Origin of the sequence: Aureimonas altamirensis (assembly GCF_001463885.1) — a bacterium.
Classification (GTDB): Bacteria; Pseudomonadota; Alphaproteobacteria; order Rhizobiales; family Rhizobiaceae; genus Aureimonas; species Aureimonas altamirensis.
In genome coordinates, this window is record NZ_BBWQ01000025.1 from 131,534 (window position 1) to 155,461 (window position 23,928).

The window sequence follows — 23,928 nt, forward strand, 5'->3', positions numbered from 1 at the left end:
CGCGAGGCTGGCTAGAAGGGATATTGGGACAGTTCCAGGGGAGGTTCGCGTGGCGGAACCCATCATTCTCGCGTCGGGCAGCGTGCATCGGCGACGCCTTCTCGAACAGGCCGGGATCGCGGTCGAGGCGGTCGCCTCCAGCATCGATGAACGGGCCGTAGAGGAGTCGTTCGGAGATGCGGAGGTGACGGCGGAAGACCTTGCCTCGATCCTGGCGGAGGCGAAGGCCACCGACGTTTCGGAGGGGTTTGCGGGGCGCTTCGTGGTGGGAGCCGACCAGACGCTCGAGCTGGATGGCGTCCTCCTGCACAAGCCGGCGTCCATGGAAGAGGCGCGCCGCGCGCTTCTGGCCCTGTCCGGGCGTACGCACAGGCTGCACAGCGCCTACGCGCTGGTCAGAAGCGGCGTGGTGCTGAAGCGGCATGTTGAGACGGCCTCCATCACCTTGCGTCCGCTGACGCCGGCCGAGATCGGCCAGTATCTTGCCAAGGCCGGAGAGGCGGTTCTGGGCAGTGTCGGAGCCTACCAGATCGAAGGCCCGGGCATTCTCCTGATGGATCGGATCGAGGGTGATTTCTTCACCATCGTCGGCCTGCCGCTTCTGCCGTTGGTGAAGGATCTGCAGGCGGAAGGCGCCCTCGATGACTGACAAGACCATACCACGCGCCTTCGTTACGGGTTGGCCGGTATGGCACTCGCGTTCGCCGTTGATCCACGGAGCCTGGTTGCAGCGGCACGGCCTGCCCGGCAGTTACCAGCGCGCAGGCGTGCCACCCGAAGAGATCGAGCAGTTCCTGTCGGATCTCAGATCCGCCGGGTTTATCGGCGGCAACGTGACCATTCCCCACAAGGAAGCGGCCTTGCGTGCCGCCGGCCGGCTGGATGCCGCGGCCACGGCCATCGGTGCGGTCAACACGCTGTGGTTCGAGGACGATGTTCTAATCGGCGGCAACACCGACGCCCACGGCTTTGCCGCCAATCTGGATGACCGCCTGGCGGGCTGGCGCGATGCCGAGACGGTCGTGGTGCTGGGAGCCGGGGGCGCAGCACGGGCGGTGGTTCACGCCGTCCTTTCGGCCGGTGCACGCAGCGTGCATATCGTGAACCGCAATCCGGCGCGCGCCGTAACGGTTGCGCAAGGGTTCGGCGAGCGCGTCAGTGCCCACGGGATCGAGGATGAGGCGCGTTTGATGAGTGCCGCGGATCTGCTCGTCAATACGCGCCCGGCACACGCGCCGGACGGCGAGGCCTTGCCGGTAACCGACCTTGCGGGCCTTGCCGATGCCGCCCTGGTGACAGACATCGTCTATGTGCCCGTCGAGACGCCTCTGCTGGCGGCGGCGCGGGCGCGTGGTTTGAGGACGGCCGATGGGCTGGGCATGCTCCTGCATCAGGCCGTGCCGGGTTTCGAGCGATGGTTCGGTGTGACGCCGCAGGTGGACGAGGCGCTTCGCAGCCTTGTCCTCAGCGATATCGAAAAGGGAGTTTGACGATGGATACGGCAGGGCAGGGCACAGCGACGACGCGGGACGAGGCGATGAGCCTGTTCACCGACTACGCGGAAGGGTTCGACGATTTCGACTGCGACGCCGTGGCCGCCTGCTTTGCCTTCCCCGCAACCTTGTGGCAGGGCGGACGCGGCAATACCTTTGCCGACGAAGACGAACTCCTGGAAAACATCGAGGCGCTGCTGGACATCTTCGAGCGTGAGGAAATCGTGCACACGCGCTTCGAAATCCTGGAGCTGACGGGCGGAGCCGAAAGCGCCAATGCCGTCGTTCATTGGCGTCAGGAGCGCGCCGACGGCGAGGTGGCGCTGGAATTCTCGTGCCGATATCTTCTGGTGCGGGACGGCCACGACCATGCCTTCCGCATCGCCAGCACCGTCACGGACTGACGGCGTGAAAATTCTTGGCCTGACCGGGTCCATCGGCATGGGCAAAAGCACGACGGCAGCCATGTTCGAGGCGCTGGGCGTGCCGGTGCACAGCTCCGACGCGGCCGTGCACGGCATCTATGCCGGACCCCAGGCGCCATTGGTGGACGAGGCCTTTCCAGGCACCCTGCGCGATGGCGTCATCGACCGCGCGGCGCTGTCCAGGGCGGTCGTGGGCAATCCGGATGCGCTGCGGCGGCTGGAGGCGATCGTCCATCCTTTGGTGCGCCGGGCGGAGGCCGACTTTCTGGAAACAGCGCGCCGCGACGGCCACCCGCTCGTTGTCCTCGACATTCCACTGCTGTTCGAAACGGGACGCGAGGCGGATATGGACGCGGTTCTTGTCGTGACCGCACCGGAGGCCGTCCAGCGCCAGCGGGTGCTGGCAAGGCCCGGAATGACGGCGCAGAAGCTGGACGCGATCCTGGCGCGGCAGATGCCCGATGCGGACAAGCGGGCAAGGGCGGATTTCGTGATCGATACCGCATCGGGCCTCGATGCGGCGAGGACAGCTGTGGAGGCGATCGTCCGGCACCTTGGATAATTCGTCGACCGGGGTTGAGGCGCGCGCGCCGATGGGCGAAGAGGGGACAGGCTGGAGTTTCGGGGGTTGTTCCATGCGCGAAATCGTCTTCGATACGGAAACGACCGGTCTCGATTTCGAGGCCGACCGGGTCATCGAGATCGGCGGCGTCGAGTTGTGGAACCATATTCCGACGGGCCGGGAGTTCCATTGCTTCATCCGGCCGGCGGGCCGGCGGGTCGATCCGGGGGCGTTCGACATCCACGGCATTTCCGACGATTTCCTGAAGGACAAACCCCTGTTCGAAGAGGTGGCGGACGATTTCGTCGCCTTCTTCAGCGATGCGATGCTGATCGCCCATAATGCCGCATTCGACGTGCGTTTCCTGAATGCCGAGTTGAAGCGGATCGGGCGAGCGGAAATCCCCCTGTCGTCGATCATCGATACGCTGCCCATGGCACGGCGCAAGTTTCCGATGGCGCCCGCGACGCTGGATGCCTTGTGCTCGCGTTTCCAGATCGATACTTCGCGCCGCGATAAGCATGGGGCGCTGGTGGACTCCGAGCTGCTGGCGCAGGTCTATATCGAACTGATCGGCGGCCGGCAGGCGGCACTGCTGCTGAACCCGGAAGAAGGGCGGTCCCAGGGCAACGACACGCCTGGCGACATCGTGCTGCAACCCACCCGGCAGCGGCCGGCCCCCCTGCCACCCCGGTTGGACGATGCGCAGCGCGCCCGCCATGCCGCTTTCGTCGCCACCCTCGGCGAGGAGGCTATCTGGCGCACCTATCTGCCCGTCGAGTAAACCCCGGAACATAGCCATGAAAAAGGGGCGCCACAGAATGGCGCCCCCGTAACGATGACTGCAATGAAACCGGTATCAGGAAGGCTGCACCTGCTGGCGGGCGCGCTCTTCGGCCATGCGCTGCTGGAACAGTGCAGCGAAGTCGATCGGGTCGACCATCAGCGGCGGGAAGCCGCCGTTCCGCGTGACGTCGGCGATGACCTGACGTGCGAAGGGGAACAGAAGGCGCGGGCACTCGATGAACAGGACCGGCAGGAGATGCTCCTGCGGGAAGTTCTGTACCCGGAAGATGCCGCCATACTGCAGCTCGACCAGGAACATCGCTTCGGCGCCTTCGCCGGCACGGGCGTTGAGCGTCAGCTTGACATCGTATTCGCCGTCGGAGCCGTTGACCGGCAGGGCCGAGACGTTGACGCCGATGTTGATGGCCGGCGGCTTTGACTGGCCACGGAGAACGCCGGGCGCATTCGGGCTCTCGAAGGAGAGATCCTTGATGTACTGCGTCAGCACGTTCAGGCTGGGGGCCGCGGCCGTAGCAGTCTGGCCATTGGCCATTTCGGTGTCGGACATCCAATTTCCTCGTGATATCGATGCGTCAGGCTGGTGTTGCGCTAGCATGCCGGGTCCGGGGAGACAAGCGAACCTAAGACCGGTCTGGCGGCAACGTACGGTTGCCGCCAGCCTGGCCGTCCGACCAGGGAGAATCCGGATCGCCGTCGCGGCGTGCGAAATCGTCCTCCGGCAGGTCGATTACCTCAGGGCCGACGCGGTGCGCGGTGCCGGTGGTGTAGGTGCGGTGGCCGGGACCGTAGGCGCGTACGGTGATGCGCGAACGCATGGCGTTCCAGATCATGTCGCGCACCGGCGGAATGAAGAGCAGCAGTCCGAAGAAGTCGGTGACGAAGCCCGGGATCATCAGGAGGATGGACCCCATGACGATCATCGCGCCATGCACGATCGGGCGCTCCGGAACGACGCCGGCGCGTGCTTCGGTCTGGGCGGCCTTCAGCGTGGAGAAGCCCTGCCTGCGAAACAGGACGATGCCGAGCAGGAACGAGATCACCACCAGGGCCAGGGTCCAGCCGATACCGATCTGGCTGCCGACGGCGATGAAGACGCCGATCTCGACCATCGGAAGAGCAAGAATTGCGATCAGGACGAGGAGTGCGGGCATGGGCAGGCGGTGTCTTTCCCGGTCGGATGCCGTCGAGGCAGATTGAATTTAGGGCACATAGGTATCGCGCGGCGTGATTTGAATGCCGGGCGCACCATGTCTATATGCGAGAAATAGCTTTTACACGGATTCAGGGGATGCGGAGAGCATGGGTTTCGGGACGATCTTTTTTATCGTGGTGACGGTGATCGTCCTCTACCAGTTGTGGACGGTGTTGGGCCGCCGCACCGGGAACGAGCGCCCGCCCTACGATCCCTACACGCGCAACGAGCAGAACGGGGCCGCAAACCCCGGCAATGTCGTAACCCTGCCCAGCCGCCGGATGCCCGATGCCGAGCCGGTCGCAAGCAGCTACGAGGCCATCGACAAGCTGGCGGAGCCCGGTACGACAACCAATACCGAACTGAGGCGAATCAAGGATGCCGATCCTTCTTTCGACGCGCCCACCTTCGTGGACGGGGCGAAGGTCGCTTATGAAATGATCGTGACCGCCTTTGCGGACGGCGACCGGAAGCTGCTGCGCAACCTCCTGTCCCCGGAAGTCTACCAGGGCTTCGACACGGCCATCACCGACCGCGAAAAGCGCGGCGAGCGCATGCAATCCTCGTTCGTCGGGATCGACGATGCCCGGGTCGTATCGGCCGAGTTGAAGGGCACCGAAGCCTACGTGACCCTGCGCATCGTCTCTCAGCTCATCTCGGCGGTGCTGAAGCCCGATGGCACGGTTGCGGATGGCGATCCCGAAACGGTGGTCGAGGTCCGGGACGTCTGGACCTTCGCCCGCGACACCCGCTCGCGCGATCCGAACTGGAAACTGGTCGAGACCGAATCCGAAGAAAGCTGAGGCTCTCTTGAGGCATGAAGCGACGCGGCGTCCTGACCGAGGAAGACAAGCGCCTGTGGTCGGCCGTCGCCCGCACGGCGCGCCCGCTGCCCGGACGGGATGTCCTGCCGGCACTGCCTGAAGACAGCGCTGCCGCCGCCGGCAAGGCCCCGTCAGAGGCGATGCGGCCGGCCATGGCCCTGCGGCCGGATCATGCGCCCGGCCAACCGCCGCGTTCCCAGATCGTGCAGGAGCGGATCGACCGGCCGGTGCGGCGCAAGCTGGGCCGCGGCCGGCTCGAGATCGACGCACGCATAGACCTTCACGGCAAGACCGAGGCAGTAGCGCATTATGCGCTGCTGGGTTTCCTTCGGTCAGCCCATGGCATGGGGCTGCGCCATGTCCTGGTGATTACCGGCCGGGGGTCCTCTTCCGGATCCACCGGCGCCTTGCGCCGCGCCTTCCCGCATTGGATCGCCACGGATGCGTTCCGCCGCCTCGTCTCCGGGTTCGACACCGCCGAACGGAGCCACGGCGGGGAGGGCGCCTTCTATGTCAGGCTGCGCAAGACATGACACCATTCGGCGAGAAGGTTCGCGCGCTTCGCCGCGAAAAGGGGGTCAGCCAGGGTCAGATGGCGGAGGCGCTCGGCGTGTCCGGGGCGTATCTTTCGGCGCTGGAGCATGGCCGGCGGGGCCGTCCGAGCTGGTATCTGCTGCAGCGGATGATCGGCTATCTGGGTGTGATCTGGGACGATGCGGAAGAGCTGGAGCGGCTGGCCGAATTGTCTCACCCACGGGTGACGGTGGAAACCGGCGGTCTTGCCCCCGAGGCGACCGTGCTTGCCAATCGCCTGGCGGAAACGATCGGATCTCTCAGCCAGGCGGATATCCGGCAGCTTCTGGATATTCTGGAGCAGGCTACGGGACGGATCGAGACGGGGCGGCGCACAAAATAACGCGCACCTGCCTTGCAATGGCCGTCGGTCGCCCCCAATATTTCAGTTGTGTTCAACGAAACGGAAGGAGGTGATCCAATGTCGAGTGGTTTGCAATTGCCGACAGGATCGGAAATGTGCGTCGACGGGAAGGGGCAGCCTTCTTTCTGACGATGGTTTTCGGCCAATCAGGCACGGCCTGACGGCAAGAGCTCGCAATCACGGGGCCGCTCCTTCGACGGGGCGGCCCTTTTTTCGTTCAGCTATACAGATCGCGGCGCGTGGGCGGCAGCTTGCTGGGCCCTTTGACCTTGCGAGAGGCCAGCGTCTGCTGGATCAACGCATCACCGCGCTCGAAGCTGATGGCGCATCCCACCAGATAGGCCAGCCAGAGCCGGGCGCGCGGTTCGCCGATCATGCCGATCGCGGCGTCGAATTTGTCGTGCAGGCGATTGGCCCACAACCTGAGCGTTCGGGCGTAATGCTCTCTCCAGCCTTCCACGTCATGCACCTCGAAGCGGAACGCCTCGAGCTTCTGGAGCGAGTGGCCGATGTAATCCAGCTCTCCGCCCGGAAAGATGAATTGCGTCAAAGCCTTGTACTCCGCCGACTTGCGATGGAACTGCCGCACCGTCTTCTTTGCGGGGCGCGTGATCGCATGGTGCAGGTAAAGCCCGCCCGGTTCGAGAAGGCGATGCACCGCCGCGAAATATTCGTCGTGATGGGCAAAGCCGACATGCTCGAACATTCCGATGGACGATATCTTGTCGAAGCTGCCGGACAGATCCTGAAACGGTTTCAGCTCGATCGTGATCCGGTCGGACAGCCCTGCCTCGGCGATCCGCTCGCGCGACAGGTCGAACTGGGCCTGGCTCAGCGTCACGCCATGGCCCACGACCCCGTAGTGGGAAACCGCATGGATCAGCAGGGCGCCCCAGCCGCTGCCGATATCGAGCATCCGCTCGCCGGGCTGCAGGCGCAGCTTGCGGCAGATCATGTCCAGCTTGTCGCGCTGCGCCTTGTCGATGTCGTCGTGCCAGCCATCGAAGTAGGCGCAGGAGTAGAGCATGCGCTGATCGAGGAACAGGCGATAGAAGTCGTTCGAGACATCGTAATGATACTGGATCGCCTGCCGGGTCGAACCGCTGGCGCCAGCGCCGTTCCCGACGGTCTGGTGAACGACCTTTCCCTGACGCCGTAGCCGCAGCAGCGCAGGCAGCGCGCGGGCCACCTGCCACTTGCCGATCTGCTTCAGGGCCTGCTTGGTCTTGACCCGGCTCTTGACCCCGGCGATGTCGAACAGGGTGCCGTCCTCGACATCGAAGGCCTTTTCCATCCACAGCTCGACAAGGGTCGTGATCGTCGGCCGAAAGGCGAGACGCGACAGAGCCACCGGATCATGAAGCACCACGACCGGTCCATCGACCGGACCGAGGCGCTCGCCCGTCCACAGGCGAACAGCTATCTGGGGCTGGAAGCTGTCATATCCCTGCCGGATCAACCGGGCGAGGGTCCGGGCATTCTCATCTTCGGCGCGAACAATCTCGTGTCTCACGTGAAACACTCCCCGCATGATAAGTCCGCCTGAGAATAGCACGGCATGGCAGCAGAGGAAGGGTCTGCCCCGATGATGATCACTTTTCGGTGTAGAGGATCGGTGTTTTCAGCCGGCGGGCGTCGCGAGTTTCATCAGGATAAGGCCTGAAACGATCAATGCGGCAGCCAGCAATCGCATCGGATTGGCGGCTTCGCCAAGGACGACGATGCCCACGATGAAAGCCCCGACAGCGCCGATGCCCGTCCAGATGACATAAGCGGTTCCGAGCGGAAGCGTGCGCATCGAGATCGACAGAAGGCTGAAGCTCGCGCCCATGAACAGGATGGTGATGATGCTCGGCACCAAACGCGTGAAGCCCGCAGACTGCTTCATCGAGAAGGCCCAGACGACCTCCAGAATGCCAGCGATAAGAAGATAGGCCCAAGCCATGACGACAACTCCGAGTAGCGCGGGTCGTCCCTACGGTGATGGCCTTATGGAAGGTCGTCCTTCGACATCCGTCATTTCAGGCGGTGTCCCAGGGCATGAAATGGGCCCTGGACGCCCTTGGATCAAGCGCGAATTCTCTAAAAATCCGAGGCGATGCCGTTCTTTTCCCAATCGCCGTAGCGGACCGGCTCCGGGCCGTTGCGTCCGTTGATCTCGACCGGCTTGTCGTCTGCCTTCGGCTCGGCGGCGCGCCGTTCTTGGGCTTCCAGAAGGGCCCGTTGCGCCGCCGCCGGCAGATCCTCGAACCGCCGTGCCGGCGCTGCGTTGTCCTGCGTCATGATCCTGCTCCATGGCGTGTTGCCGTTCGCCCCTGTATTGAAGGAGGCACGCGGCCTTACCAGATTGTACACGGGCCGTACGGCCTTGTATCGCTGGAGATATGGACGCTCATGAACAGGCTCAAGACTGCCATGCTGATCGCGGTGATGACCGCCCTTTTCATGGGGGTCGGTTTGTTGATCGGCGGCCGTGGCGGCATGATGATCGCACTTCTCATCGCCATTGCCATGAACTTCTTCGCGTACTGGAACGCCGACAAGATGGTCTTGCGCATGCACCACGCGCACGAGGTGGATGAGCGCACCGCACCGGATTACTACCGGCTGGTGAAGGGGTTGGCCGCCAATGCCGGCCTGCCGATGCCGCGCGTCTACATCATCGAAAACAGCCAGCCCAACGCTTTCGCGACAGGCCGCAACCCGCAGAATGCGGCAGTCGCCGCAACCACCGGCCTGCTGCAGCAGCTGACGCCCGAGGAGGTGGCCGGGGTCATGGCGCATGAGCTGGCTCATGTGGAGAACCGCGATACGCTGATCATGACCATCACGGCCACGCTGGCGGGCGCCATCTCGATGCTCGGCAATTTCGCGTTTTTCTTCGGTGGCAACCGCGAGAACAACAGCAATCCGCTGGGCATCATCGGCGTGCTCGCAGCGGTCATCGTCGCCCCGCTGGCTGCGATGATCGTCCAGATGGCGATCTCCCGCACGCGGGAATACTCGGCAGACCGGCGCGGTGCGGAAATCGCCGGCAACCCGATCTGGCTGGCATCGGCTCTGGCCAAGATCGCCTCCGCCGCCGGACGGACCGTCAATGTCGATGCCGAGCGCAACCCGGCGACCGCGCATATGTTCATCATCAATCCGCTGAATGGCCAGCGGATGGATAATCTCTTCTCGACACACCCCGATACCAACAACCGGATCGCGGCCCTTAAGGCGCAGGCCGCGGAAATGCAGCCGGCGGCAGGCGGCTCCGGCCAGTTCGCATCGACGGCGCAACAGGGCGGCTTCCTTGACGAGGGCCGGCGGCGCGGTCCATGGAGCGGCGGAAGCAATAGCGGTGGTGGACGACGAGGACCATGGGGTTGAAGAAAAGGCCGCGGAGCGGGCAGGAGCCCGCAGACGCGGAGATGGACGACAAGCCGGGCCTGGCCGCACGCCAGGTGGCTACGCGGCTGTTGTCGGCCGTGGTCGTGTCGCAGACATCGCTGGACGGCCTGACCGACCGCAAGAGCGGCCATCCGGCCTTCCGGCGTCTGGACGGCAGGGATCAATCCCTGGTTCGCGCCATCCTCGTGTCGGCGCTGCGGCGGCGCGGGACGCTGGACGCGATCCTGTCGCAGTGCCTCGAGCGTCCGCTGCCGGGGAATGCCGACGCCCTGCACAGCCTTCTCCATACGGCCATGGCGCAGATCTTGTTTCTGGACGTGCCGGATTCCGCTGCGGTGGATCTTGCCGTCTCGCAGACCCATGTCGACCCCCGCCTTCGCCGGTTTGCCGGTCTGGTCAACGCGATCCTGCGACGCGTTGCCCGCGAGAGGGACGACTTGATCGCCCGTCAGGCCGATCCGCTGGTCGATATGCCGAAATGGCTGCAAATGCGTCTTCTGCCGGCCTACGGCGCCGAGGCGCTGGCATCCATCGCCGCCGCCCATCGCGCCATCGCACCGGTTGATATCACCGTCCGCGATGGCGACGCAGCCCTGTGGGCAGAGCGCCTGGGCGGGCAATTGCTGCCCTTCGGTACCGTGCGCCTGGAGGCGGACCCGTCCCGCCCGGTGCAGGAAATGCCGGGGTTCGAAGAGGGAGCCTGGTGGGTGCAGGATGCCGCGGCAGCCATACCGGCCAGACTGTTCGGTTCCGTCTCCGGCGCCCGGATCGCCGATCTGTGCGCAGCGCCCGGCGGCAAGACCGCGCAACTGGCCGCGGCGGGAGCCGAGGTCACCGCGATGGATATATCCGCAAGCCGGCTGGCCCGCCTGGAAGAGAATTTCAAGCGGCTTCGTTTGCCGATACAGGCGGTGCAGGGCGATATTCGGCAGGCCGACATCGTTTCCGGCGGGGCGTTCGACGGCGTGCTCCTGGATGCACCCTGCTCCTCGACCGGCACGATCCGCCGCCACCCCGACGTCGCTTATACGAAGAGCGCCGAAGAAGTGGACAAGCTGGCGGCAGTGCAGGCCGACCTGCTGCGCCACGCGGCCCGGGCGGTCCGGCCCGGCGGCCTCCTCGTCTTTTCGAACTGCTCGCTCGATCCCGCCGAAGGGGAAGACGTCGTCGAGACATTCCTGGCCGAGCATGCCGAGTATCGCAGAAAGCCCATAGCGGCCGACGAGCTGCCGGGGCTAGAGGCTGCCATCTCGCCGGTGGGCGATGTCCGCACCACGCCGGCAATGGCGCCGGACGCCAATCCGGCTTTGGCCGGAATGGACGGATTCTACGCAGCGCGGCTTCTTCGTCAGCCGGCGACCGGCGGTTAAGAAGAATTTTACCTCGATTCACGAAAATGCCGCATGAGTGAATCATCGCGACGGCCGCCCGGCGAGGGCAGCCGCGCAGGGGAGCCCGGCGATCATGGCTGCGGAACTGGTTGACGACCCACGGTTAGCAGGTCTTGCGCTGAGAGAGGCGTGGCGCCGTGTGCGGCGCGTGGCGCGCGCGCCCTGGCTGTCCATTCTGCCGGGCATGGGCCCGGACCGCATCCTGGCGGTGCCGCGCGAATTTCGTCACGGCGACATGGCGACCGCCGAAACCATCTATGCCGGCGATTTCCATCTGGCGGGACATCGGGTGGAGATCACCGACACGTCGCCCTTCGAGCGGCGCGATGCCCCCCTGGCCTGGCAGGCCGAGCTTTATGGCTTCTCGTGGCTGCGCCACCTTTCGGAAATGCAGGACGCCCTGGCAGCGGAAAACGCGCGCGCCCTCGTCGACGATTTCATGGGCCTGCCCCGGCGGCGGCGGTCGCCCGTCAGCTCCGCACCCGAGGTGATGGCGCGCCGGGTGATTTCCTTCCTGACCCATTGCCCGATCGTCATGGCGCAGGGCAAGGACGAGTTCCGTGGACGGTTCCTGGACCTCATCGCGGCCGAAGCGCGCTATTTGCGGCGCATCGCGCCGGAGGTCACCGACGGCATGCCGCGCCTGATGGTGCGCATCGCGCTGGCCTATGCCGCGCTCTGCGTCCCGGCCCACGCCCATCAAATGAAGACCGCGGCGCAGAACGTCTCCGACGAGCTGGATCGCCAGATCTTTCCCGATGGCGGACATGTCTCGCGTAACCCCGAAACCATCGTCGAGATCCTGTCACTTCTTCTGCCGCTGCGGCAGTTGTTTTCGCAACGCCAGCAGCCGGTGCCGCGCAGCCTGCTTGCGGCGATCGACCGGATGCTGCCCGCATTGCGCTTCTTCCGGCATGCCGATGGCGCGCTCGCCTTGTTCAACGGGGCGACGTCCGGCAGCCAGGCACTGATGCTGGCGCTTCTGCGGTTCGACGAGACATTGGGCGAGCCGGTTTCCCACATGCGGCAGACCGGTTATCACCGGCTGGCGCAGGCCAACTGCACCTTGATCGCCGATACCGGCATCGCGCCCGAAGGCGCATTGTCGGTCGATGCCCATGCCGGTACGCTGGCCTTCGAGTTTTCCTCCGGCGCACGACGCCTGATCGTCAATTGCGGCGCGCCACCGAAGGCCGAGGCCGTCTGGCGGCGGCTGGCACGCAGCACGGCGGCCCATTCGACGCTGACGGTCGCCGACCATTCGTCGTCGCGCTTCGCGCGGTCGCGGCTGATCGACCGCTTCCTGGGAAGCCCGCTGGTATCGGGCCCCACCAAAGTGGTCGCCGAGCGGCAGGAAAAGGCCGACGGCCTGCATCTTTCCATGGCGCATGATGGATACCGCGCAAATTTCGGACTGGTTCACGAGCGGGATCTGTTCCTCTCGCGCGATGGCCGCTTGGTGGAGGGGTGGGACCGCCTGTTCCGCTCCAATCGCCCGGCCCGTGGCCGCGCCGGAAACGCGGTTGCCGAAACGCATGTCCGTTTCCATCTCCACCCGGATGTGGAAGCCGAGATCGCCGGCAGCGGCATTCGCCTGTTTGCCGGTGGCGAAGTCTGGTGGTTCTTTGCCGATGGCGCACCTGCGCTCGAGGAGTCGATCTTCTTTGCCGATCCACGCGGTGCCCGGCGCACACGCCAGATCGTCCTGACCTTCGGCGAAAACCAATCCGAGCTTCATTGGCGTCTCGAACGACGGATGTGATCGGGCAGAGGCAGCCGGACGGCGTGTGCGCCCTATATCCGGGGCGACCCTCCAAACACCGGGATATCGCCATGGCCGCTTCAGCAACTCGTCTTCCATTGGCCGCATTGGCCGCATGCCTGGCCCTCAGCGGTTGCGGCATGAGCCGCGCTGTAACGGTTGCGCCCCAGACGATGGACGATCTGGCGCGCCAGACCGAGCCGTTCCGTGCCGGCCGCGCGGCCGAATGACCTGCATTCGACACCACCGGACGATTTAACTCTTCGGCAAAATGCCCTATCACCCCGGCTCGAAGGCGGGCGCTGCCCGCATGTGAGCTATCCCGCGCGCCCTACCGGACAGAAAGCGCGCCGAGCCGGAGATGATGATGGCCATTGCTGCAAACACCTATCCTGCCCCGGACCGACTTCCGATCCGGCGCGCCCTTCTGTCCGTCTTCGACAAGACCGGCATCGAGGAGCTGGCGCGTTTCCTGGCCGGGCAGGGCGTCGAACTGTTGTCGACGGGCGGGACGGCGCGTGCGCTGACCGCGCTTGGCCTGACCGTCAAGGACGTGTCCGAGATCACGGGCTTTCCGGAAATCATGGACGGGCGTGTGAAGACGCTGCATCCGAGCGTGCATGGCGGCCTTCTGGGCATTCGCGCCGACCCCACCCATGCCGAGGCGATGCAGGCCCACGGCATCGGCGGCATCGATCTTCTGGTGGTCAACCTCTATCCGTTCGAGGAGACGGTCGCGTCCGGGGCGGATGCAGCCGCCATCGTCGAGAATATCGACATCGGCGGACCCGCGATGATCCGCGCCGGTGCGAAGAACCATCCCTATGTCACCGTCATGACCGATCCCGCCGACTATGCGGCGCTCATGGACACCATGGTGGCAGGCGGTGGGCAGACCGACCTGGAGCTTCGGCGCAAATTGGCCGGCAAGGCGTTCGCGCTGACGGCAGGTTACGACGCAGCCGTATCGAACTGGTTTGCGGCGGCAGGGCAGGATACGGCGCCGAAGCGGCGCAGCTTTGCCGGAACGCTGGCCAGCACCCTGCGCTACGGCGAAAACCCGCATCAGCACGCCAGCTTCTACCATACGTCCGAAATACGCGCCGGCGTCGCAACCGCGCGGCAGGTGCAGGGCAAGGAACTGTCCTACAACAATCTCAACGATACGGACGCCGCCTTCGAGCTGGTTGCCGAGTTCGATCCGGCACGGGCCGCCGCGGTCGCCATCATCAAGCATGCCAACCCCTGCGGCGTGGCCGAGGGCGAAACCCTGCTGGATGCGTATCGGCGTGCCTATGCCTGCGATACGGTGTCCGCCTTCGGCGGGATCGTCGCGCTCAACCGCCGTCTCGACGCCGCAACGGCCGGTGAGATCACCAAGATCTTCACCGAAGTCATCATCGCGCCGGGCGCCGACGATGAAGCGATGCAGATCATTGCGGCAAAGAAGAATTTGCGTCTGCTTCTGACCGAGGGCCTGCCCGATCCGCGCATGCCGGGTCTGATGGTCAAGTCGGTTGCCGGAGGCCTGCTGGTCCAGAGCCGCGACAACGGCAATGTCGACGATGTAACCTTGAAGGTGGTGACGCAGCGCCAGCCCACCGCCGAAGAGATGGCTGACCTGAAATTCGCCTTCCGCGTTGCCAAGCACGTGAAGTCGAATGCCATCGTCTACGCGAAGGACCTGGCAACGGTCGGCATCGGCGCCGGGCAGATGAGCCGCGTGGATTCGGCGCGGATCGCCGCGCGCAAGGCCGAGGACGCAGCCGAGGCAGCCGGCGGCCCCGTGTTGACCAGGGGCTCGGTTGTAGCGTCCGATGCGTTCTTCCCCTTTGCCGATGGTCTTCTGTCGGCTGTCGCGGCCGGCGCCACCGCCGTCATCCAGCCCGGCGGCTCGATGCGGGACGAGGACGTCATCAAGGCGGCGGACGAGAACGGCCTTGCCATGGTGTTCACCGGAATGCGTCACTTCCGCCACTGATTGCGGGCAAGCGCGCATCATAAAAAAGGGGCGCGCCCCGGCATGGCGCGCCCCTTTCTTTTTGTCTGTCGATGGTCTCAGCCTGCAAGGTCCATCAGCAGGCCCGCCGCCAGCGTCAGCCGCGCAACCGAAGTCTCGCCGCTGCCCACGAGTTCGCTGATGCGATCCGCGATCCGGTCGATCTTCTCGCCCTCTTCGGCGGCCCAGGCGGCAACCGGGTCGTCGCTCTGGCCGAAGCGCGTCAGGACATCGGTGGTCAGTCTGCGACGCGCATTCGATATCTGGCTGCCGGCACGCTCCAGGGTCAGGGTCTCGAAATAGTCCTGCGGCCGGATGCCCATGATCGCCGTCTCCAGCCGGCCGATGCGCAGACGCTTCGTCATCTGGAAATAGGCGGACAGGACCGCATCGCCCGGCTTGCCCGTTTCACGTGAAACGCGGGCGGCGTCCGGGATCAGGCCGATCAGCGGCAGCAGCGCTACCTCGTGGGCCAGAGGCTCGGGGATTTCCTTGTCCAGCAGTGCCTGCAGGCGGGCCGCATACTTTTCCCGTGCGCGGTCACTGGCAAGCTCCAGCAGCTTCGGCTTCATGGTGGATTGCATGCGCTGCAAGGCCGCAACGGCAACCGAGGTTTCCGTTTCCGGAGGCATGTTGCGCACCAGCCATGCGGTCACGATCTGCAAGGTCAGCGTCACCATGCGATACAGGTCGTTCTGCACGGAACCGGGCAGCTTGTTGTCCTGTGCGTCGATCCGGGAGATCAGCGCAGCCATGTCGAGGCCGTCATAGGCGACGACGAAGGCGCGCGTCACCTGTGCGGACGTCGCCCCCGTCGCGTCGCTCATCGCCGTCGGGAAGCAGGGTCCGAGACGGTTGGCGAGCGCGTTGGCAAGATCGGTTGCGATGATCTCGCGGCGCAGCCTGTGGCTTTCGATGTCGCCGCGATGGCTGTCACGCATGGCAGGCGGGAAATAGGCGAACAGCCGTTCCTCCAGATACGGGTCGTCCGGCAGCGGGCTGGCGATGAGCTGGTCGAAGAGATCGATCTTCGCATAGGCAAGCAGGACGGCCAGTTCCGGCCGCGTCAGCCCACGGCCGGCTGCCTTGAAATCGGCCAGCTCGCGGTCGGTCGGCAGATATTCCACCGCCCTGTCCAACCGCTTCTCGCCTTCCAGGCGCGCCATCAGGCGGCCTTGCAGCGGCAGCCTGTCGGCCCCGGCGATCTGCTCCAGGGACAGAGCGAGCGTCTGCTCGTAATTGTTGGCCAGAACGAGGTCGGCCACATCCGGCGTCATGCGGGCCAGCAAGCTATTGCGGTCGGGCCGCGCCAGTCGCCCCTCCGCCATGGCGCTTTTCAGCGCGATCTTGATGTTCACCTCCACGTCGGAGGTGTTGACGCCGGCGGAATTGTCGATGGCGTCGGTATTGATGCGGCCGCCGCGCAAGGCGTATTCGATGCGGCCGCGCTGGGTAACGCCGAGATTGGCGCCTTCGCCCACGACGGCGGCCCGTACCTCGCGCCCCGTAACGCGCACGCTGTCATTGGCCTTGTCGCCGACATCCGCGGCGGTTTCCGCATCGGCGCGAATGTAGGTTCCGATGCCACCGAACCACAGAAGGTCCACCGGAGCCCTGAGGATGGCGGAGATAACCTCTGAGGGCGTACCGGTGCGCTTGTCCCAGCCGATGGCCTCAGCGGCCGCGTCGGACAGGGTTATGCGTTTCTCGCGCCGCGAGAAGACGCCGCCGCCGGCCGAGATCAGGCTTTGATCGTAATCGGCCCAGCTCGACCGCGCTTTCTGAAACAGCCGCTGGCGCTCGGCAAAGGATGCGGCGGCGTCCGGTGACGGATCGATGAAGATGTCGCGATGGTCGAAGGCGGCGATAAGGCGTGTGGCCGGCGAGAGCAGCATGCCGTTGCCGAACACGTCGCCCGACATGTCGCCGCAGCCCGCCGCCGTGAAGGGCGTTGTCTGGATATCGTGATCCATCTCGCGGAAATGGCGTTTCACCGCCTCCCACGCGCCGCGCGCCGTGATGCCCATTGCCTTGTGGTCGTAGCCGGCCGACCCGCCGGAGGCGAAGGCGTCGTCCAGCCAGAAGCCGTCGGCCATGGCGATGGCGTTCGCCGTATCGGAGAATGTCGCCGTGCCCTTGTCGGCGGCCACGACGAAATAGGGGTCCTGGGCATCGTGGCGAACAAGGTTCGCCGGGGTGACGGTACCTTCGGGCGTGACGGTATCGGTGACCGACAACAGCGAAGCGATGAACACCACATAGGCCGACCGGCCGGCCTCGAACCAGGCTTCGCGCTGGGCGGGATCGGGCAGCCTCTTGGGGTAGAACCCGCCTTTCGCCCCGACAGGCACGATCACAGCATTCTTGACCTGCTGCGCCTTCACCAGCCCCAGAACCTCGGTGCGGTAGTCCTGGCTGCGATCCGACCAGCGCAGGCCGCCACGTGCCACCTTGCCAAAGCGCAGATGGACGCCTTCGACCCGCGCGTCGAACACGAAGATTTCGGCAAAGGGAACGGGTTGCGGCAACCCTTCGATGCGGTGCGGATCGAACTTGAAGGCCAAAGCCGGCTCGACATGGCCGGGTACCGAGTCGGGGGCGGCCGAGACGTCCGTAACGCTGAAATAGTTGGTCCGAAGCGTCGCCAGCACGATGGTGACGAAGCGTTGCAGCACGCGGTCGTCTTCGAGCGCATCGACCTTGTCGAGGGCGGCGCGCAGATCGGCAAGGATCGCGCCGCATCCGCGCTGGCTGGCGGCCTTGGCAAGAAGGTCGGCCTCCGGCTCGGCGCTGTCGGGCACGCGCGGCAGCGTTGGATCGAAGGAGCGGGCGAAGAGATCGAACAGTAGCGCGGCGATCCTTGGATAGCGCACCAGCGTATCGGCGATGAATTCCTGCGAGAAGGGCAGGCCGGTCTGCCGCATGTAGCGGGCATAGGCTCGCAGGACGTTGGCTTGTCGCCATTCCAGCCCGGCTTCTAGAACCAGCCGGTTGAAGCCGTCATTTTCGATGCGGCTGTCGGAAACCGCCTGGAACAGCGCCTCCAGCGACAGGCCGCCATCGATCAGCTCGATCGTGCCGCCATTGCGGCGGGTGAGGTCCATATCGTGGATATGCACCAGAAGCCCGTCCGGCCGGTGCACGGTGAAGCTGCGCTCGGACAGGGCCGAGAGGCCCATGTTCTCAAGCACGGGCACGCGCGTGGACAAGGGCAGCGTGTCGCCGAGCGTATAGAGCTTGAGCCGGACGATGTGGTCGGCATCGCCGTCCAGACGGTAGAAGTCGATTGTGAAGGGCGATGCCTCGGACAATGCGGCAATGCGTGTGAGGTCGCGCGCGGCATCTTCCGCCGATGTCACCTCGCGGTACCCGTCCGGCAGTGCCGTCAGCAGCGTCCGGTAGTCGCCCGCCCGGCCGGTACTGGCCAGCGCCGTCTCGACATCAGCGGCCCAATCGCGGGAGAGCTGGGCGATCTGGGCTTCCAAGGCCTCGACATCGGGGCGCGGGATGACGCCTTCCCGGCCTGAGCGGCCGATGATGAAGTGTACCGATGTCAGCGGACCATCCGAAATCGAAGGATAGAAGGCCGAGACATGGCCCTCATAGACCTGTGCCAGCAACTGCCCAACCGCTTCGCGCAGGCGGGTATCGTATCGCTGGCGCGGCAGGAAGACGATGGCCGAGACGAACCGGTCGAACGGGTCGATGCGCGGCAGCAGACGGACGCGCGGGCGCTCGCCCAACTCCATCATGATGCCGACGAAGTTTTCCAGCGTGTCCACGTCGATCTGGAAGAGTTCGTCGCGCGGATAGGTCTCCAATATGTTCAGGAGCGCCTTGGCCGAATGCGAATGCGGGCGGAAGTCGAAGCGCCTGATGACACGCTCGGCCTTCTGCCGGATGAAGGGTATGGTTCGGATCGACTGCGTGTAGGCGCTTGACGTGAACAGACCCACGATCCGCATTTCGCCGACGATGCGGCCGTCCCGGTCGAACTCCTTGACCCCGACATAATCCATGTAAACGCGGCGGTGGACCAGCGATCGCGTATTGGCCTTGGCAACCAGAAGCGGGTTCGCTTCATCCAGAAAGGCGTGCATTTCCGGGCTCGTCACCTGGGCCGTACGCTCTTTGCGCAGAACCCGTACGTCCCGATCCCGCAGAATGCCCAGTTCCGAGCCTTCGACGCGGGACATGGTTTCACCCTCCGCATCGCGGTGGTAGGTGAATTCCCGAATGCCGAAGAAGCTGAAATTGTTGTCGAGCAGCCACTCGAGCAGCCTGACGGCCTCCTCGGCGGTCGCCTTGTCTTCGTGGTTGTCGATCTGGTCTGCCCGCGCCTGCAGTTCCACCGCCGCATGGCGCACGCGGGCCAGCATCGCATCGAAGTCGCTGTTGACGACGAGAACCTGGTTCAGGATCGCTTCGAGCCGGTCCTTGAGCCCGGTGATGGATGCAGCTTCCAGCGGTATTTCCAGCGCGAACTGGATCAGGCTGACGCGGGAATCCTGGTCGCTTGCCGCTTCTGGTCGCGACGCCTCGAACGAAATGATCCGGCCCTCGCCATTGCGATGAATGTCCAGGATCGGATGCGAGATGTAGTGGATGGCCGGGACCGAATCCGCCACCTCGGCGACGGCACTGTCGAAGAGGAACGGCCGGTCGTCGTTGACGAGTGTGATCAGGAGCAGCTTGCGCCCATCGAGAACGAACTCGTCCGGCTGTTCGGTGACCACCAGCGGCCTGCCCGAGCGATGCGCGTCGAGCGCGGCGAAGGCCCGTTCCGCGGAGATGGCGAGGGCCTTGGCCGAAAAGGCACCGAGATCCTCTGCGGGTGGACGCGAAAGCAGCATCGGAACCAGCCGCCTTGCGGGCCCCTCCGGAGTCTCTCTCAGGACATCCTCGATTATCCGGGCCTTCTGGGAAGTGATCATAGGTCGTTTCCGGTCATTCGTATTATTGTTTCCTCAAGCGAATTCCCATGAACGTTATGGGAATCAGCTCTTTGGGGCGGCACATACGGCGCGCGCCGGCTAAAGTCCACCGGACTGCAAGGCCATTGCCCTCGGCGGGGTTTTCGGTCAGGCTCGCGCGCATGGAGAAACAGCATCCGGAAGACGAGCGCCGGCGCCAGTCCGACGCTATCCTGACCCGTGTCCGGCAGGAGACCGAGCCCCAGGCCGGAGCCGGCATCGAGCGCATCGTGCTCGACGCGCGACGGCATTTCGGCGCGGGCGACGCGGACCAGTCCGACAGGATGGAAGTGCTGGGAACGCGGATCGGCCGGCTGGCCGGTCTGGCATTCTTCCTGTTTCTCGCCGGGTCCCTCATCGTCACCTATCTCATCCCGTGACACGTCCATATGGCGCTCCGTTCGAATCCCGAAAGCTCCGGAACCGATAAAGCTGCGGTCATCGCCGTCTCCAGCCATGTCGTCCGCGGCACCGTCGGCAACCGCGCAATGGTGTTCGCGCTCGAATCGCTCGGGCATCCGGTATGGTCCGTTCCGACCGTGACATTGCCATGGCACCCGGGACACGGCCCTGCGACGCGGCTGGTGCCCGGGCCGGAGCAATTCTCGGCTTTCATCGAGGATCTGTGCAACTCGCCCAAGCTCGGCGAAATCGGCGCCGTGGTCACGGGCTACTTCGGCGCACCGGGCCAGGTCGAGGATATGGCGCGGCTGGTGCAGGCAGTGAAGGCACAAAGCCCGGACGCGCTTTTCGTCTGCGATCCAGTGCTGGGTGATGGCGGGCAAAGCGGGGGTGGCCGCCTCTATCAACCGGCAGAAACGCTGGCGGCGATCCGCGAACTGCTTATTCCACTCGCCGATGTCGCGACACCCAACCGCTTCGAACTTCAATTCCTGACGGGGCTTGAGCTGAATACGAACCAGCACCTGATCGAGGCAGCAGCCACATTGGGGCCGCGTCTGGTGTTGGTTACCTCCGCTTTCGCGCTCCTGCGCGGGGGGATCGCCAACCTCCTCGTGGACGGGTTCTCTGCAACGCTGGCCGAGCATCGCCATATCGAGGGGGCGCCCAGCGGTACGGGTGACCTGACGTCGGCCGTCTTCCTTGCCCGGCTGCTTGGCGGTGCATCCCCTGAAAAGGCGCTGCAGTCCACCACGGCGGCGGTGTACGAGATCCTCGCCCGGACGACGAAGCGGGGCGCCGACGAGTTGACCCTGGAAACCGACGCCGATGCGCTGCGCTCGCCGCTTGCGATGGTGCAGATGCGGCGTCTGGCAGGGGCGGGGGGTCGCCGCGCCTGAAAGCGGACGGTTGTGTTTGCGCCCGAAAAGCAGGTAGACGAAGCCGGACGCCATGCAGGGAGCAGCACCTTTCATGTCACTTCTGCCCGAACACCTCCTGAACGGCTACCGCCAGTTCATTGAAGGCCGTTATCTCCAGGAAACGCAGCGCTATCGCTCTTTGGCGAGGGACGGTCAGGCGCCCGAAACCATGGTCATCGCCTGCTGCGACTCGCGCGCGGCGCCCGAAACCATCTTCGGATCGGCGCCCGGCGAACTGTTCGTGGTGCGTAACGTCGCCAACCTCGTGCCGCCCTATACGCCAACCGGAGAGTTCCATGGCACTTCGGCCGCACTTGAGTTTGCCGTGCAGGCCCTGAAGGTGAAGCATATCGTCGTCATGGGCCATGGCCGCTGCGGCGGCATCAACGCGGCGCTCCATCCCGATACCGAGCCGTTGTCGCCCGGTGACTTCATCGGCAAGTGGATGAGCCTCATCGAACCGCTGGCGCAAAGCGTGGCCGGCAACGATATGCTGACCCACAGCGAGAAGCAGACCGCGCTGGAACGCGTCTCCATCCGGATGTCGCTGGCCAATCTGCGCACCTTCCCATGCGTTTCCATTCTGGAAGGCAAGGGGCGCCTGTCGCTGCACGGCGCGTGGTTCGATATTTCCACCGGGGAACTCTGGGCGATGGACGCCCAGACCGGCGATTTCCATCGGCCACTGGTGGATGTCGACCCTGAACCGGTCGCGGCCGAACAGCCCTGAGTGTATCTTTTGTGGCGGCAGGGCAACAAAATGCGGCTCGTCGATTCGGGTTTGGGGTGTCCGCCCCTTGCGAAGCCCGCGAAAAAATTATCTTGAAGGGTCGACGCAAGGGTTACGTCCCGGTCAGGCCAAGGTCTGGTCGGGCGGACGCGATAGAGAGGGATCGGCGTATGACGCAATGGATCAAGATGGGTGCGGCTACTCTGGCTCTGGCGATGCTCGCCGGCTGCACGCAGACGGCCGGGCCTTCGCTCGGCGGCGGTGGCTATGGCCAGCCGGCCCCGTTGACGCCCGCGCCTACCGGACAGGTCTATTCCAACCAGCTCCCGCCGCCCCCCGCGCCACCGGCGCCGGCAGCCGGCACGCTGCCGACCGACGCTTCGGCCACGCCGGGCGCAGCGCCTGCGCAGTCGGCCTCAACCGCGCCCGTGACGCGGGAAGGCCTGGTCGGCGCCTGGCGCGTTTCGGCCGGCGGCGGCAATTGCCAGATCTTCATGGCGCTGACGCAGTGGACGGGCGGTTACCGCGCCGCATCCCGCGGCTGCCCCGGCCAGGTGGCCGACATTTCCGCATGGGACGTGTCCGGCAGCCAGGTCGTGCTGAAGGACAACCAGGGCGGCACCGTCGCGACGCTCAACAATACGGGTGGCACGCGCTTCGAGGGCAGCACCTCCAGCGGAACGCAGATCAGCCTTTACCGCTGACGCGAACCCGCAGGGCGTCGCCGTGCGCGACGCCCGCATGAGCCGCGAGGGCAGATGCCGCAGAACGTCGGATACGGGGTACCGGGCAGCGAGCGCGGTCCGGTCAGGGCCGAGCTCGAGCGCCGGATCCGCGACGCGACGATCGCGCCGGACGACATCCAGCGCCGCCTTGCCGACAGGCTCGACGTGCTCGCCCGCGCGATCAAGAGCCGCTCGCTTTCTTCCAAAAAGAGCGCGCTCGGCTGGCTCTTCGGGCGCAGCCGCCCGGAGCCGGTCAAGGGTCTGTACATTTACGGGCAGGTCGGTCGTGGCAAGTCCATGATGATGGACATGTTCTACGACACCGTGTCCGGCACGCCGAAACGCCGCGTGCACTTCCACGCCTTCATGTCCGACGTGCAGGACCGCATCAAGGCGCACCGGCAATCCGTCAAGGACGGCAGGGCGAAGGGCGACGATCCGATCCCGCCGGTGGCGGAGGCGATTGCCCGCGAAGCGCAGCTCCTGTGCTTCGACGAGTTCACGGTAACCGACATCGCCGATGCGATGATTCTGGCCCGGCTGTTTACGGCACTCTTCGACGCCGGCGTCATCCTTGTGGCGACATCCAACGTCGCTCCGGACGATCTGTATCGGGATGGGCTCAATCGCAGCCTGTTCCTTCCCTTCATCGACATCCTGAAACGCAATGCCGACCTGTTCGAGCTGGATGCGCCGCAGGATTACCGCATGACCAAGCTGGGCGGGGACGAGCTTTACGTCACGCCGCTCGGGCCCGAGGCTGACAAGGCCGTCGATGCCATCTGGACACGCATCCTTGCCGGTACGCCGGAACGCGCAACTTCGCTGTCCGTGACCGGGCGGACGATCGAGGTGCCCCGGTCGGGCAACCGGGCGGCGCGCTTTTCCTTTGCCGATCTCATGGAACGCCCTCTCGGTCCGCGTGATTATCTGGAGATGGCAAAGAGCTTCGATACGATCATCATCGAAGACGTGCCGCGTCTGACGCGGTCCGAGCGCAACGAGGCCAAGCGGTTCATCATCCTGGTGGACGCCTTCTACGATGCCGGCAAGGATGTCGTATTATCGGCGGCCGTCCCGGCGGAAGACCTTTACGAGGCGAAAGGCGGAACGGAAGCCTTCGAATTTGCGCGGACCGTATCTCGCCTGACCGAGATGCGTTCGGAAGATTATCGTGAGCATGCCGGCGATGCAGCCAGGCGCAGAATGGCGCCCTGACGCGTCCCGCAGCGCAAAAAACTTTCCAAAGGGGTATCCGGCGCCAGCGCATTCCCTGCGCACGGGAAATCGAGTTACGTTTACGTAACCCCCACATCTTCTAAACGGTTGAATGCATTGAGTTCAGGGGTTCAGAGATTGTGTTTGCCGTCGCATACGTCTATTGCGTCCG

The 23,928-nt window shown here is 65.0% G+C and carries 23 protein-coding genes; 17 read left to right on the forward strand and 6 right to left on the reverse strand.

Annotation, left to right across the window (positions count from 1 at the left end):
* Positions 1-49: 49 nt before the first annotated feature.
* The 5 genes from AUL31_RS19265 (at position 50) to dnaQ (ending at position 3,264) form a co-directional block, all read left to right on the forward strand.
* A complete protein-coding gene (locus tag AUL31_RS19265; protein WP_060610546.1) occupies positions 50-649 on the forward strand; it encodes a Maf family protein in 600 nt (199 codons plus the stop codon).
* A complete protein-coding gene (locus AUL31_RS19270) occupies positions 642-1,490 on the forward strand; it encodes a shikimate dehydrogenase (protein WP_060610551.1) in 849 nt (282 codons plus the stop codon). The genes AUL31_RS19265 and AUL31_RS19270 overlap by 8 nt, the downstream gene beginning before the upstream one ends.
* Positions 1,491-1,492: 2 nt before the next feature.
* On the forward strand, positions 1,493-1,897 hold the full coding sequence (locus AUL31_RS19275) for a hypothetical protein (RefSeq protein WP_060610554.1): 405 nt from the start codon (positions 1,493-1,495) through the stop codon (positions 1,895-1,897).
* Between the two features lie 4 nt (positions 1,898-1,901).
* Positions 1,902-2,480 carry a dephospho-CoA kinase gene (gene coaE / locus AUL31_RS19280; protein ID WP_073469501.1) on the forward strand — a complete coding sequence of 193 codons (579 nt, stop codon included), beginning with the start codon at positions 1,902-1,904 and terminating at the stop codon, positions 2,478-2,480.
* 73 nt (positions 2,481-2,553) lie between these two features.
* The gene (dnaQ, locus tag AUL31_RS19285) at positions 2,554-3,264 is read left to right on the forward strand and encodes a DNA polymerase III subunit epsilon (protein WP_060610560.1); all 711 of its coding nucleotides are present in this window, start codon (positions 2,554-2,556) and stop codon (positions 3,262-3,264) included.
* Positions 3,265-3,339: 75 nt separating this feature from the next.
* On the opposite strand, the gene secB is transcribed toward dnaQ, so the two are convergent.
* Positions 3,340-3,834, reverse strand: a complete 495-nt coding sequence (secB, locus tag AUL31_RS19290; RefSeq protein WP_143190307.1) for a protein-export chaperone SecB — start codon at positions 3,832-3,834, stop codon at positions 3,340-3,342.
* A gap of 73 nt (positions 3,835-3,907) precedes the next feature.
* Entirely contained in the window at positions 3,908-4,438 is a 531-nt protein-coding gene (locus tag AUL31_RS19295) for an FxsA family protein (RefSeq protein ID WP_060610563.1), read from the reverse strand.
* Between the two features lie 148 nt (positions 4,439-4,586).
* Here AUL31_RS19295 and AUL31_RS19300 point away from each other — a divergent pair, with 148 nt between their 5' ends.
* From AUL31_RS19300 to AUL31_RS19310, 3 genes are read left to right on the forward strand one after another with little or no spacing between them, the layout of a single operon-like run.
* Complete coding sequence (locus AUL31_RS19300) at positions 4,587-5,282, forward strand: Tim44/TimA family putative adaptor protein (protein ID WP_060610565.1); 696 nt, start codon at positions 4,587-4,589, stop codon at positions 5,280-5,282.
* Positions 5,283-5,296: 14 nt separating this feature from the next.
* Positions 5,297-5,836, forward strand: coding sequence for a Smr/MutS family protein (locus AUL31_RS19305; RefSeq protein ID WP_060610568.1), 540 nt, complete (start codon positions 5,297-5,299; stop codon positions 5,834-5,836).
* On the forward strand, positions 5,833-6,219 hold the full coding sequence (locus AUL31_RS19310) for a helix-turn-helix domain-containing protein (protein ID WP_060610571.1): 387 nt from the start codon (positions 5,833-5,835) through the stop codon (positions 6,217-6,219). Before AUL31_RS19305 ends, AUL31_RS19310 begins: the two co-directional genes overlap by 4 nt.
* A gap of 238 nt (positions 6,220-6,457) precedes the next feature.
* Here the strand turns inward: AUL31_RS19310 and AUL31_RS19315 are convergent, their stop codons facing one another.
* From AUL31_RS19315 to AUL31_RS19325, 3 genes are all read right to left on the reverse strand, one after another.
* A complete protein-coding gene (locus AUL31_RS19315; protein ID WP_244489463.1) occupies positions 6,458-7,753 on the reverse strand; it encodes an SAM-dependent methyltransferase in 1,296 nt (431 codons plus the stop codon).
* A gap of 108 nt (positions 7,754-7,861) precedes the next feature.
* Positions 7,862-8,185 (reverse strand): DMT family transporter, encoded by a 324-nt coding sequence (locus AUL31_RS19320; protein WP_060610574.1) that lies wholly within the window; start codon positions 8,183-8,185, stop codon positions 7,862-7,864.
* A gap of 137 nt (positions 8,186-8,322) precedes the next feature.
* Positions 8,323-8,523: a DUF1674 domain-containing protein gene (locus tag AUL31_RS19325; RefSeq protein WP_060610577.1), complete on the reverse strand. Its 201-nt coding sequence runs from the start codon at positions 8,521-8,523 to the stop codon at positions 8,323-8,325.
* Between the two features lie 111 nt (positions 8,524-8,634).
* On the opposite strand from AUL31_RS19325, the gene htpX reads away from it, so the two are divergent.
* The 4 genes from htpX to purH all read left to right on the forward strand — a co-directional run bounded on the left by htpX (position 8,635) and on the right by purH (position 14,770).
* The gene (htpX, locus tag AUL31_RS19330; protein WP_060610580.1) at positions 8,635-9,615 is read left to right on the forward strand and encodes a zinc metalloprotease HtpX; all 981 of its coding nucleotides are present in this window, start codon (positions 8,635-8,637) and stop codon (positions 9,613-9,615) included.
* The gene (locus AUL31_RS19335) at positions 9,606-11,006 is read left to right on the forward strand and encodes an RsmB/NOP family class I SAM-dependent RNA methyltransferase (protein ID WP_060610583.1); all 1,401 of its coding nucleotides are present in this window, start codon (positions 9,606-9,608) and stop codon (positions 11,004-11,006) included. The genes htpX and AUL31_RS19335 overlap by 10 nt, the downstream gene beginning before the upstream one ends.
* Before the next feature lie 94 nt (positions 11,007-11,100).
* Complete coding sequence (locus AUL31_RS19340) at positions 11,101-12,789, forward strand: heparinase II/III family protein (RefSeq protein WP_073469503.1); 1,689 nt, start codon at positions 11,101-11,103, stop codon at positions 12,787-12,789.
* 367 nt (positions 12,790-13,156) lie between these two features.
* Positions 13,157-14,770 carry a bifunctional phosphoribosylaminoimidazolecarboxamide formyltransferase/IMP cyclohydrolase gene (gene purH, locus AUL31_RS19345; protein WP_060610693.1) on the forward strand — a complete coding sequence of 538 codons (1,614 nt, stop codon included), beginning with the start codon at positions 13,157-13,159 and terminating at the stop codon, positions 14,768-14,770.
* A gap of 77 nt (positions 14,771-14,847) precedes the next feature.
* Here the strand turns inward: purH and AUL31_RS19350 are convergent, their stop codons facing one another.
* Positions 14,848-19,722 carry an NAD-glutamate dehydrogenase gene (locus tag AUL31_RS19350; protein WP_060610587.1) on the reverse strand — a complete coding sequence of 1,625 codons (4,875 nt, stop codon included), beginning with the start codon at positions 19,720-19,722 and terminating at the stop codon, positions 14,848-14,850.
* A gap of 161 nt (positions 19,723-19,883) precedes the next feature.
* On the opposite strand from AUL31_RS19350, the gene AUL31_RS19355 reads away from it, so the two are divergent.
* The 5 genes from AUL31_RS19355 (at position 19,884) to zapE (ending at position 23,756) form a co-directional block, all read left to right on the forward strand.
* The gene (locus tag AUL31_RS19355; protein WP_073469518.1) at positions 19,884-20,141 is read left to right on the forward strand and encodes a hypothetical protein; all 258 of its coding nucleotides are present in this window, start codon (positions 19,884-19,886) and stop codon (positions 20,139-20,141) included.
* 9 nt (positions 20,142-20,150) lie between these two features.
* Positions 20,151-21,062: a pyridoxal kinase PdxY gene (gene pdxY, locus AUL31_RS19360; RefSeq protein WP_060610593.1), complete on the forward strand. Its 912-nt coding sequence runs from the start codon at positions 20,151-20,153 to the stop codon at positions 21,060-21,062.
* 73 nt (positions 21,063-21,135) lie between these two features.
* Positions 21,136-21,813 (forward strand): carbonic anhydrase, encoded by a 678-nt coding sequence (locus tag AUL31_RS19365; RefSeq protein WP_060610596.1) that lies wholly within the window; start codon positions 21,136-21,138, stop codon positions 21,811-21,813.
* A 170-nt stretch (positions 21,814-21,983) separates the two neighbouring features.
* Positions 21,984-22,517: a protease inhibitor Inh/omp19 family protein gene (locus AUL31_RS19370; RefSeq protein ID WP_060610601.1), complete on the forward strand. Its 534-nt coding sequence runs from the start codon at positions 21,984-21,986 to the stop codon at positions 22,515-22,517.
* Positions 22,518-22,571: 54 nt separating this feature from the next.
* Positions 22,572-23,756 carry a cell division protein ZapE gene (zapE, locus tag AUL31_RS19375; protein WP_060610605.1) on the forward strand — a complete coding sequence of 395 codons (1,185 nt, stop codon included), beginning with the start codon at positions 22,572-22,574 and terminating at the stop codon, positions 23,754-23,756.
* The last annotated feature ends 172 nt before the right edge of the window (positions 23,757-23,928 follow it).